Origin of the sequence: Serratia sp. CC22-02, assembly GCF_900182895.1 — a bacterium.
GTDB classification, from domain to species: domain Bacteria; phylum Pseudomonadota; class Gammaproteobacteria; order Enterobacterales; family Enterobacteriaceae; genus Serratia; species Serratia nevei.
Genome location: NZ_FXUD01000001.1, coordinates 868,436 through 881,240, shown reverse-complemented (window position 1 = coordinate 881,240; position 12,805 = coordinate 868,436). Strand labels below are relative to the sequence as shown.

At 62.9% G+C, this 12,805-nt stretch carries 2 protein-coding genes; one reads left to right on the top strand and one right to left on the bottom strand.

The genetic code is table 11. From position 1 onward, the window contains the following. Nucleotides 1-57: 57 nt before the first annotated feature. The gene (gene pqqU / locus QOL81_RS04250; RefSeq protein ID WP_060420512.1) at nt 58-2,202 is read right to left on the bottom strand and encodes a TonB-dependent receptor PqqU; all 2,145 of its coding nucleotides are present in this window, start codon (nt 2,200-2,202) and stop codon (nt 58-60) included. A 527-nt stretch (nt 2,203-2,729) separates the two neighbouring features. Here pqqU and QOL81_RS04245 point away from each other — a divergent pair. Beyond that, nucleotides 2,730-12,746: a non-ribosomal peptide synthetase gene (locus tag QOL81_RS04245; protein ID WP_283439673.1), complete on the top strand. Its 10,017-nt coding sequence runs from the start codon at nt 2,730-2,732 to the stop codon at nt 12,744-12,746. The last annotated feature ends 59 nt before the right edge of the window (nt 12,747-12,805 follow it).

Genomic DNA, 12,805 nt, shown 5'->3' with positions numbered 1-12,805 from the left:
GAAGCCGCTAGGGTGACGTAAAACCCATCCCGTCTTTTAACCTTAAGGTGCTTTGCCTTATTCAAAGCGGTAAGACAAGGTGGCGCCGCCACCCCAGTTGCGACCCGGCGCCGGCTCGAAATAGCGGCCGTTGCCTTCGTTGACGATCACCGAACCGACGTAACGGCGATCGAACACATTATCTACCCGGCTGAACACGTCCAGCGCCCAGCGGTTCCAGGTAAAGCGATAGCCGGCGTTTACGCCGGCCACGGTGTAAGAGGGGGCCTGCGCGCTGTTGGCGTCGTTGGCCTGAATGTCGCTCATGTAGCGCAGCTCCGCGCCGGCGTGCCAGCCTTCCGGCGGCGCAAAGGCCAGCGAAGCGTAGCCCATGTTGCGCGCGATGCCCGGCAGGCGATTGCCGGCGGGAATGGTCTGGGCCGGGGTACAAACGGCTTTGCCGCACATATCGCTGCGGTAGGTGGCGTCCAGCAGCGTCCAGGCCATATGCAGGCGCCAGTCCAGCGCAAACTCTTGATCCAGCGCCAGCTCCAGGCCGCGCCGCCGGGTTTTGCCGGCGTTGGCATAGCTGGTGCGTCCGCCGCTGCTTTCCGCTACCACCAGCTCGTTATCGGTATCGGTCTGGAACAGGGCCGCGCTCACCAGGCCGTTGCCGAGGCGCAGTTTGCTGCCCAGTTCGACGGTATCGCTGGTGGAAGGCTGTAGGCCGATGTTGAGGCCTGACTGGCCGTCGGGACGGTAGGAGAGCTCGTTGATGGTGGGGGTTTCAAAGCCGCGGCCGGCGGAGAGATAAACGTTCCACGCCGGATTGATCTTGTAGTTGAGCGAGCCCATCGGCAGCCACTGGTGGTAGCGTTTGCTGCCGCTGTCGTCGCCGTTGCGCGGCGTGATGTAGTAGTCGGTCGAGTCGAAGCTGACCGTGCTGTAGCGCAGGCCGGCGTCCAGCGTCCAGTGCGGCGTCAGTTGCCAGGAGGTTTGCAGGTAAGGATCCAGGTTCCAGATGCGGTTCTTCTCGTTGCGCCGCTGGTCGCCTTTCTCGCCGTAGTCCACTGTGCCGTCTCGCAGAATAAAGTTTTCGAACCCCTGGCGGCGTTCGGTCATGGTTTCATAATCCAGACCGCCGATCAGTGTTACCGGTAACGATGCGAGAGTATCCTCATGCTTCCAGCGAGTGTCAATGCCCTGATATTTTCTTTCCAGCACGATCACCCCGCCGGCGTGGGTGGGGTTGAGCTGCGGCCCCATCGGGATTGATTGGTATTGCGTGGTGTGGCGCTCGCCGTGGTAGGCGGTCAGGGTCAGTTCATCGCGCTCGCTCATCTGGCGTTGATAGCGCAGGCCGGCCTGGGTCTGGTCGAGCGATTTGCGGGTGTTGTATTGATCCGCGCGCGGCGCCTGGCGCGGGTTGGCCTTCCATTCCGCCTCGGTCAGGCCGCCCGGATCGCCGGCGTCAATCGAGACGCTGTTGAACATCAGCGTCAGGGTGCTGACGTCGTCCAGCCGCACGCCGAGCTTGCCGTTGCCGAGGTTTTTCCGCGCGGCGCTGTGATCGCGGTAGCCCTGGGTGGTAAAGCGGGTGCCGGAGATGGCGTAGTTGACGTCGCCGGCCTGGGTACCGTCGCCGGTGGCGCCGGTCGCTTTCACCCCGTAGCGCCAGGTGTTGTCGCTGCCGAAATAGCCGCCGGCTTCCAGCGTCGGCGGCTGGGTGCCGGTTATCGTATCAACATTGATAACCCCGCCCGAGGCGTTGCCGTACAGCGCGGAATAAGGGCCGCGCAGCACCTCGATGCGTTCGACGGAATTGATGTCGATATTGGAGGTTTGCCCCTGGCCGTCGGGCATGGTGGCGGGAATGCCGTCGACGTACATGCGCACCCCGCGCACGCCGAACATCGAACGGCTGCCGAACCCGCGTATCGACATCTGCAGATCCTGCGCATAGTTTTGCCGATTTTGGATCTGCAGGCCCGGCACGCTGCCGAGGTTTTCCGACAGGTTAATCTGCGGCGCGGCGTTGCGCAGGGTTTCGCCGTCGATCACGCTAACGGAGACCGGCGACCCCAGCTCGGTCAATCCGGTGGGTTGCGCCATCACCACCAAGGTGTCGCTGTCTTTTTGCTCCGCCGCCAGGGCCGAGCCGATACAGATCGGCTGCAGCAATAACAGGGTTGCCGGGGTCAAGGCGGGACGTTTTTTATTCATCAGATAATTCTGCCAATAATGCTGAAAGAGTTGCCCGCAAAGGGGCGAAAATAGCCATTTTTGACTCCCTGTACTGGCATTCAATGGGAAGGAAACTGCATCCTGCAAAGAGTATAGGATATTCCGACATCGTGCGCTTTGGAATAGCGCAGCAGAAAGAGGTGTGTTTTTAATTAAGAAAATTCTCTATTCAATAGTGATTTTCTGGGCGTTTTTAAATTACCATCACTTATCTTAAATATAATCCTATTTGTTTTTTTAATTTGTTTCTTTCATTTATTTTATTAATGAATGTAATGTGGTTAATCCATTGGTAGAAAATAAAAATAAATCCTATTTGGTTGTTTTTTATGATGTTTATTTATTTGTATTTTTGTGGCTTTATTTTTTATAAAAATAAAATAATATTCGCACTTATGTTTTTAGCTTTTCAGCTAACAGCTCAATCGCATAACGACCACGCTATTTATTTAATGCATAAGTAGTGGTTGATATATTTTGGGAATATATTAAAAGGGAATTGCTTTATGAACGTGCTCATCGCTTCACCCTATACCCACACGTTTTGGAATGAGTACGTGCTCAATCCACACTCCTGCGAGTACAACCTGGTGCTGGATCAGACGATTGAGGGAGAGCTGGACGTCGGACGATTGCGCGCGGCGATCGACGGGGTTTGCCGGGACTATATTCTGTTTCACCACGTTTTGGATGACAGTTCCTCGCCACTGCACTGGGTAAAGACGGCAAAAAAAATTGCGTTGGAAACGCTCGATGCCGATTGTGATATCGGTAAGTTAATCAACACGCCGTTCGATCTCCGGGAAGGGCCGCTGTGCCGCTTCTACCTGATTGAGCTGGCCCCTCAGCGCTATAACCTGATCATTGTCGTTCATCACATCCTGATCGACGGCCTGTCGGGGCAGGAGTTCTACAGCGCCGTTTCCGCCTATTACAATCGCGGCGCGGCGGTGGCGCCGCCGCAGGCGGATGAAACGGACATCTGCACATTGTACGAGCGTTATGAGGCGGATGTCGCGACGTTGAAGCACGAGTTCGGCTCTGCGTCATTCTGGGGCAGCCTGCTGGCTGAATGCGCTCCGCGCGTGGCGTTGCCTTATCTTCCCGGCGCAGCCCCCGAAGCGCCCGGTGCCGGTGAAGTGCGCTTTAGGTTACCGTTCGCCGAGTGGCAGGCGCTGAAATCCGGCGTCAGGTATGCCAATCCTTTCCTGATATTCAAAACGCTGTGGGCGTTGCTGATCGCCCGGCAATCCGCGCAGGAAACGGTGCATATCGGTTATCCCGTCGCGCCGGAGGGCGGCGAGGCGCTGTTCTTCGGCGCACAGGTCAATACCGCCGTGTTCCCCTTGACCCTCGCCCCGGGGGCCACGTTCAATCAGCTGTACCGCGCGACGCTGGCCTACAGCAAAGCGCTCAAGGCGGCAGGCAAGCTGCGGCACAGCCAGTTGCCGGTTTATGACATGCTGAGCCTCAGCCCGGTGCGTCAGCTGAACGTCAACTTTACCCAGGCTTACCTGAAAGATGCGCCGCTGGCGCTCGACGGTTGTCGCATCGGCGTCAATCATCGCTTCAACGTCGATCTGGCCGGTTCGGAACTGCTGCTGGAGTACCAGCCTACCGAGCAGGCCTTTGAGTTTCGTCTGCGCTACCGCCCCGATCTGTTCGACGCGACCCAAATGACGGAGATGGCGGAGCAGTATCTCTGGCTGTTGCAGCGCGCGTTAACCGAACCGGACGCGCCGATTGCCGCTTGGCCACAGCTGACGGCGCAGCAGGTTTTACGCTGCCGCGACGGCTGGGAGAGCGGGCCGGCAACGGCCGATGCGGAAGCGACGCTGCTCGAGGGCGTGGCCAGACAGGCGCGCCGTCACCCGGAGCGCATCGCCGTGACCGATGCCAAAGGATCGCTCAGCTACCGCCAGCTGGCGCAGCGCAGCGATCGTCTGGCGCTGCGGCTGCGGGCGGAGTATCAACGGCTGTGCGGCGTGGCCATGCCGCCGGAGACGCTGATCCCGCTGTATCTGCAGCGCAGCGCGGAGGCGGTGGTGGCGATGCTGGCCATCATGAAGGCGGGCGGTGCCTATGTGCCGCTGGATCCCGCCGCGCCGGCACAGCGGCTGGATTATATCCTGCAAGAGGTCAACAGCCCGATCGTCTTGACCGAAAACGCGTTGCAGGCTGCGGCGCAGCGATTGGCGCCAGGCGGTCTTTGCCTGTCGGCAGATGAACCGCTCGCCGACGCGGATGCCGCAGCCTTGCCGAGTGTGGACGCCCGGCAGTTGGCCTACGTGATTTACACCTCCGGCACTTCCGGGCGGCCAAAAGGCACGCTGTGCGAGCACCGGGGCGCGGCCAATATGGTGCGGGGCCACACGCAGCGTTTGTTGTGCAATGAGCCGGATGCGCTCAACTGCCTGCAGTTCGCGTCGCTGGCGTTTGACGCGCACGTCTTCGAAGTGTTCGTGGCTCTGGACAATGGTCACCGGCTGTTCATCGCGAGCGAAGCGCAGCGGCGGGATCCGGCGAAGTTGTGCGAACAGATGGCGGCCTGGGGCATCGAGGCCTGCTTCCTGCCGCCGGCGCTGCTTGGCACCTTGCCTGAACTTCCGGCTTCGGTGCGCTATCTCGCGACCGGCGGTGAGGCGACCGCGCAGGAAGCGCTCGACCATTACCTGGCCAGCGGCATGCAGGTCGCGAACATGTATGGCCCGACCGAAGCCTCGGTCAGCGCCAGCCTGAATATCTATCGCCGCAACGGCGCGCGCAATATCGGCCACGCTATCGCCAATATGCGTTGTTATGTGATTGACGAGAAAGATAATTTGTTACCGTTGGGCGTAGAAGGCGAGCTGTGCCTGGCCGGCGTGGGGTTGGCGCGGGGATACCTGAACCTGCCGGCGCTGACGGCGTCCACGTTCGTCGCCAACCCATTTGAACTGCGGGAACCGTACCGGCGCCTGTATCGCACCGGTGACAGAGTGCGGCGCTTGGCCGACGGCGGTCTGGAGTATCTCGGGCGGCACGATCAGCAAATCAAGATCAACGGCTATCGCATCGAATTGGGCGAAATAGAAATGCAGCTGCGTGCGCTGCCTGAGGTGGCCGAGGCGGTGGTGAGTCTGCGTCCCGGCACTACGGACCAGCTGGCGGCCTGGTATGTGCCGCAAGCTGGCGCGGAGCCGGAGGCCGGCGACATCTTGCAACGCCTGGCGGCGCAGCTGCCGCACTACATGTTGCCTTCGGCGATGCGGGCGCTGGCGGCGCTGCCGCTGACGGTGAGCCGCAAGGTCGATTACCGGGCATTGCCGGAACCGCTGCCGGTCGAGCCGCAAACGGCGTTTCGCCGGCCGGGCACGCCGCTGGAGACCCGTCTGTCGGCGCTGTTCAACCGGCTGCTGGGGGGCGATGTTGGCGTGGACGACAACTTCTTCCGCCTCGGCGGCAACTCCATTATGGCCATCAGGCTGTGCCACGAAGTGAATAAACTGCCGGGGGCAAAGATCTCGGTACTGACGTTGAATCAGCATCCGACGGTGGCCGCATTGAGCGAGCACATCGCCGCCCAACGGCAGGCGCCGCCGGATGAGCTGCCGATCCTCTCCGGCGGGCTGCGGGAGGCGCCGCTGTCGCTTCAGCAGTCGCGGCTGTGGTTTGTTCAGCAACTGTCGGTGAATGCCACGCATTATCTGTCGCCGGTGCTGCTGCGGCTGCCGCCGGATGTCGATGACGAACGCTTTGCGGCGTGTCTGCAGGCGATCGTCGAGCGCCACCAGATCTTGCGCAGCCTGATCCGCCAGAATGACCGGGGCGAAGCCAGTCAGTGGGTCAGCGACACCGTGCTGCCGGTACCTTTGCTGACGCTGAGCGCCGATGAATTTGACGCTGCGCTGGCGCAAGCCTGCAGCCAGCCGATGGATTTGACGCGCGAGCTGCCGCTGCGCGCCACGCGCTACCGTTATCGCGATGCGGCGGAGCGGGAAACGACCGTTTGCCTGTTGGTGTTCCATCACATCGTCTTTGACGGCTGGTCGCTTGAGGTGCTGTTGCAGGAATTGGACGCGCGCTATCGCGGGACGTGGCGTGAGGCGACAGAGCCGGCGTTGCAATACCTCGACTATGCGTGCTGGCAACAAGCGCCGGAAAATGTGCAGCGCCGGGCGGACGAATTGGCCTTTTGGCGGCAAGCGCTGGCAGGTTGCCAGCAACTCGATCTGCCGTTGGACTTTTTGCGGCCGGCGGTCTTCGACGAGCGCGGTGACAACAGCGAAGTACCGTTGCCGGCGGCGCTGGTGAAGGCGCTGGATGCGCTGGCACGCAGAGAGGGGGTGACGCTGCATGCGGTGATGCTGGCGGGGTTCATGCTGCTGTTGTCCCGCTACAGCGGCCAGAACGATGTCATGGTCGGTACGCCGCTGGCGAACCGCAACCGCCCCGAACTGGAGAATCTGATTGGGTTCTTCGTCAATACGCTGCCTTTACGCCGGCGGCTCGATCCGCGTCATCGCGTCGCCGAGTTTGTGCGGCAGGTGGCGGCCACGACGCTGCAGGCGCAGCAGCATCAGACGCTGTCGCTGGAAGCGCTGGTGGACGATCTGGCGCTGCCGCGCGATTTTTCTCGCCATCCGCTGTTCCAGGTCATGTTCGCGCTGGAGAGCGAGGGCGGCGCGCAGGCGCGCCCGGACTGGCTGTCGGTGGTCGATCTGAGCGCTTATGAGCGCACCGCCAAGTTCGACCTGACGCTCACGCTGACGCCGCAGGGCGAGCAGATGCGTGCGCGCTTCAACTTCGCTTCGGCGTTGTTCAGCAAGGCGTCGATGGATCGGCTGGCCGGCTACTATCTCGCCGTATTGCAGCAGATGGCTCACCACGACGACTGGCCGCTGGAAAACATCCGCTTGCAACCGCAAAGCCAGGCGCTGCCAGCCGGATCCCCCTTCGGCTATGCGTTTGAACGCAGCCTGCAACAGGATTTCGTGCAGCATGCGCGGCGCAATCCGCAGGCCGTGGCGGTAGTCGACGAGCAGGGGGAGATGACTTACGGCGAGCTGCACGAGGCGGCGTTGACGCTGGCCACTCAGCTGCGCGTGCAAGGACGGGTGACCGGCGACGCCATCGCCGTCATCGCCGGCAAAGGGCGCCGGCAGCCGGTAGCCCTGCTGGCGGCGCTGATGTGCGGCAAGGCGTTCTTGCCGATGGAGGCGGCATGGCCACCGCAGCGGCGGCTGAAAGTGATGGCGCAGGCCGGCATCAATACGCTGCTCAGCGATGCACCCTGGGCCTGCGCCGAGATCAACCTGATCGAACTGAATGCCGCAGGGCTGGCGGCGCAGCTGCCGCTGCCGGAACAGCGCCTGCCGGCGCTGGATGCCGGGCCTGACAGCCTGGCCTATATCATTTTCACCTCAGGATCGACCGGCACACCGAAGGGCGTGGCGATCGAACATCGCAGCGCGGTGAACATGCTGGAGGGCGTGCGGCGGTATTTCGGCCTCAACGAGCGGGATCGCAGCCTGGCCCTCAGCGCGTTGAGCTTCGATCTGGCGATCTTCGACATTTTCAGCCCGCTGAGCGCCGGCGGTGCGGTCGTGATGCCGGCCGAGCGGGACAGGAGCAATCCGCAGGCCTGGTATCAATTGATGATGGCCCATCGGGTGACGCAATGGCTGAGCGCACCGGCGCTGATGGAGCTGTTGCTGGATTACGTGAACGGCGCGGGGTTAACGGCAGGGCCGGCACCGGCGCTGCGGGCGGTGATGGTGGGGGGCGACTGGATCGCCACCTCGCTGCCGGAACGCTGCCTGGCCTGGGCGCCGCACGGCCGTTTTTGCAGCGCCGGCGGCGCTACGGAGGCGGCGATCTTCACCATGCTGTACGAGGTCCCGCGCGGTCAGAACATTCGGTCGGTCAGCATTCCTTACGGCAAACCGTTGCCGCACCAGCGTTGCTATATCCTGGACGCCGGGCGACGGCCCGCCGCGCCGGGGGTGCGAGGGGAAATCTATCTGGCGGGTGAGGGCTTGGCGCGCGGGTATTACGGCGATCCGCAACGCACCGCCGAGAGTTTCTTCTGGCATGACGAGCTGCAGGAGCGGGTGTACCGCACCGGCGACGCGGGCCGATGGCTGGAGGATGGCAACGTGGAGTTCATGGGGCGCCTCGATCAGCAGATCAAGCTGAACGGCTATCGCATCGAGCTGGGGGAGATAGAACATGCGGTGCTCGCCTATCCGGGCGTGACCGCCTGTTGCTGCGTGCTCGTCACGCAACCGCAGCCCTGCCTGGCCGCGTACTACGTTGCCGATGAGACGATCGCCCCCCAGGCGCTGGCTCAGCACTTGAGCAGCCAACTGCCTCCGTACATGGTGCCGCAGGCGCTGATGCAGCTGGCGCAGCTGCCGCTGACCGAAAACGGCAAGATAGCCCGACAGGCCTTGCCGCAGCCGGAAAGGGCGGTGCGTGAGTTCGTCGCGGCGCAGGGCGAATGGGAGAACGCCTGTCTGGCGGTGTGGCGCGATTTGCTGCAGCGGCAGGATATCGGCGTGGAGGACAACTTCTTCTCGCTGGGGGGCAACTCTCTTCTGGCTATTCAGGCCTGTTATCAGATCGGCCGGCGGCTGGCGCGTGAGGTAACGCTGAGCGAGCTGGGGCGGTTCCCGACGATCCGTTCGCTGTGTCGCGTGTTGCAGCAACAGGAGCAGGGCGCCGCGCCGGTGTCGATCCCGCCGCTGCGGCAACGCGAGTATCCGCTCTCTTCTTCACAGCTGCAGCTGTGGTTTATCGAGAATCTGAACGGCGGCGGCAATCTTTACCATGTGCCGATGCTGTTCCGTCTCGGCGACGAGGTGTGTCTGGCGGCTTACGAGCGCAGTTTACAGGCGGTCGTCGCCCGGCATCAGGTTTTACACAGCCTGATTGTCCAGATGCCATCCCAAAGCGCCGTATCCCGAGCCTGTGAACTGACGCTTTCGCTGGAGCGCGTGACGTTGGAGGCGGCGCACTGGCCGGACAGGCTGCGGCAGGATATCGACCGGCCGTTCGCGCTGGGGGCGGAATTGCCGATCAGGGCGGCCGTTTACCGGGTGGCGCAGCCGGATGGCGGGTGGGTGAATTACAGCCTGATTCTGGTGCATCACCTGGCGTTTGACGGCTGGTCGCAGCCGGTGCTGCTGCAGGAGCTGGACGTGCTGTATCAGGCGCAGCGGCAAGGGCGAGAGGCCGGGCTGGCGGCGTTGCCGTTGCACTATGGCGACTATGCCGTCTGGCAGCGGCGCTGGCTGGATTCCGTTCAGGCGGATGAGGCGAAAGCCTATTGGCGCCAAGCCCTGGCGGGGTGGCAGGCGCTGGAAATGCCGCTCGATTTCGTGCGGCCGGCTCGCTTCGATCATCGTGGCGCCAACCACGTCATCGCGCTGCCGGAGGCGCTGGTGGTGCAGGCGGCGCAGTTCGCCCGGCAGCAGGGCGTCACGCCGTTTGCGCTGTATCTTGCGGCCTTTAATTTGCTGCTCGGTTACTTCAGCGGCCAGCAAGACATTCTGGTCGGTACGCCGGTTGCCAACCGACCGGCGGCAGAGACCCGCTCAGCGATCGGATTCTTCGTCAACACGCTGCCGCTGCGCTCGCAAATAGACGATGCGGCGTCGCTGAACGATTATGTGCATCGCGTCTTTGACGGCGTGCTGCAGGCGCAGCGGTATCAGAATTTGCCGTTGGATCAGCTGATCGAACTGCTGCAGGTGCCGCGCGATCTGTCGCGCCATCCGCTGTTCCAGGCGCTGTTCGCGCTGGAGGAGGTGGGGGCCGCGCCGGCCTGGCTGGCGCCGCAGGATCTGCTGGCGCACTACCAGGCGGCCAAATTCGATTTGACGCTGAGCATCCAGTCGGCGCCGCAGGGCGGGCGGGCGATCTTCAACTATGCCACCGCCTTGTTTGCACCGGCTACGCTGGCGCTGCTGGGGGAGTATTATCTGACGATCCTCACGCAGATCGTCAATCACGGGGAGCAGCGCGTCAGCCAGTTGGCGCTGATCTCGGAGAGTGAAATGGCGCGGCAGCGCGCCTTCCATCAATCCTGTCCGCCGGCCTACGATTTCGAACGCGCCATCCATCATGACTTCATCCGTCAGGCTGAGCGCGATCCGCAGCGGGTGGCAATCGTCGATGAATGGGGCGAGCTGAGCTACGGTGAGCTGTATCGGCGGGCGCTGACGCTGTCGTTGCAGCTGCGTGAGCACGCGGACATGCGCGCCGAGACCATCGCAGTGATGGTGGACAAAGGGCGGGCGCAAATCATTGCGGTGCTGGCGATCCTGATGGCCGGCAAGGCCTATTTGCCGCTGGACGGTGCCTGGCCGGAACGCCGCCGCCTCGATATCGTCGCGCAGTCGCAGACCCGGGTGATTCTGAGCAGCCGGGAGTGGGGGGCCAGCGGCGAGGCCAGGCTGTTGACGATCGATCCGCAGGGGGCCGTCATGGGGTTGCCGCCGGCTCCGCCGGGCGAGGCTGTTTTGCCGGCACCTTCCGCGTTGGCCTATGTGATCTTCACCTCCGGCTCTACCGGCGCGCCGAAAGGGGTGGCGATAGAACATCGCGGCGCGGTGAACAGCATCATCGATACGTTGCACCAGCTGGAACTCGGCGCGGACGATCGCGGGTTGGCGCTCAGCGCGTTGAGTTTCGACATTTCGGTGTTCGATATTTTCGGCCTGCTGTCGGTGGGGGGCGCCATAGTGATGCCGTCCGAAACCGAACGCTACCAGCCTGAGGCCTGGCATCGGCTGTTGATGACCCAGGGCGTAACCTTCTGGAATTCCGCGCCTTCAGTGATGACGCTGCTGGTGGAGCAGTTGGAGTCCGCCGCGTCGCAGGCGCAGTGGCCGCAGCTGCGCAATGTGGTGCTGGTGGGCGAGGTGATCTCCCGCCAACTGCCGGCGCGTATTCGCCAATGGCGGCCAGGGTGCCGGATCGTCAGCGCCGGGGGCGCGACCGAGAGCTCCATTTGGTCGATCCTGTACGACATCCCGGAAACGCCGATCCTGGCGCCCAGCGTGCCTTACGGCCAGGCGATGGCGCATCAGCGCTTTTACGTGCTGGATCGCCATCAGCGCGTACTGCCGCCTTGCTTGCCGGGAGAGCAATACATCGGTGGGGCCGGCGTGGCGCGCGGCTATTACCGCAATCCGTCGCTGACCGAAGAGAAGTTCATCTACCATCCGGAACTGGGGGAGCGGCTTTATCGCACCGGCGACGCCGGCCGCTATTTGCCGGACGGCAACCTGGAGTTCCTCGGCCGTATGGATTTTCAGGTGAAAATCAACGGCTACCGCGTTGAGCTGGGAGAGGTCGAGCAATGTGCGCTGGCGTTCGGCGCGATCAAATCCTGCTGCGCGGTCGTGCTGTCGGAGGCGCATCGGCAGCGCCTGGCGCTGTATTACGTCAGCGAGGCGCCGCTGGATGAATCGGCGCTGCTGGCCTTTATGAGCGGGAAACTGCCGTTGTACATGCTGCCTGCGGCGCTGATGCGGCTGGACGCTCTGCCATATAACTCCAGCGGCAAACTGGATCGCAAGGCGTTGCCTGCGCCGGCGGCGAGCGAACCGCAGGCCTATGTCGCTCCCGCGAACGAGCTGGAACAGCAGCTGTGCGCGCTGTGGCAGGCGGCGCTGCAGTGCGGGCAGGTCGGCATGACGGACGATTTCTTCCTGCTGGGCGGCACCTCGATCAAGGCCATTTCCCTGTGTGTCGGCATGGGGGAACTGATGGCCGGGCCGGTGCCGGTGGTGCAGCTGTTGCAAAGCCGCACCCTGAAAAACCTGCTGGCCGCCAACGAACGCCGCCTGGTCTTGCCGCTTAACCGTTGGGCAGAGGGCGCGCCCGTCGTATGGATGATCCACCCGGCGCTGGTGGGGGCGGAAGCGTTTCACGCTTTCGCTCAGCCGTTGCAGGGGCGATTCAACTGTTACGGCGTCGACAACCATAACCTTTACCATCAACCGGCCATCGACTCGCTCGGCGATCTGGCCGAACGGTATCTGAACGACATGATCGCCGCCGGCCTGCTGCAAGGCGCCGGGCCGGTGCGCATTCTCGGTTGGTCGCTGGGGGGCATCATCGCGCTGGAGATTGCCGCCCGGCTGGAGGCGCGCGGCTGCCGTAACGTGCAACTGTATCTGCTGGACAGCTTCTACCGGCAGGCCACGGCGGAGTTGCCTTTGGAGCAGCTGTTGCCGGCGTTGGGCATCGAGGGCGAGGCGGCGACACGCGCCATGGCCGCAGGGCAGGCGGAGCGACGGCTGTCTGAGGGGAGTCTGAGCCGCAGGCTGCAAACCACGAAGGTGACGTTGTTCAAGGCGATGGAGGGTAACCCGCAGTTGCCGGAAGCGGTCACGGCGCCGCTGCTGGCGGTGAAAGATAATGGGCTTGGCGCCGCCTGCGAGCGGCTGCAGGTCATCCCGCTGGCTTGTCATCACCACAACATCCTGCTGTGTGAGGCGAAGATCGGGCAAGCGCTTAACGAGAGTCTCTGATTCATGAGCCTGGCTCATAAGCCCAAGCGTATTTCGCCCCATAGTCATGGCGGCGGTTG

Bases quoted from the DNA above. Each gene is read 5' to 3' on its own strand.
- pqqU (WP_060420512.1), bottom strand. From the start codon at position 2,202: ATGAATAAAAAACGTCCCGCCTTGACCCCGGCAACCCTGTTATTGCTG.
- QOL81_RS04245 (WP_283439673.1), top strand. From the start codon at position 2,730: ATGAACGTGCTCATCGCTTCACCCTATACCCACACGTTTTGGAATGAG.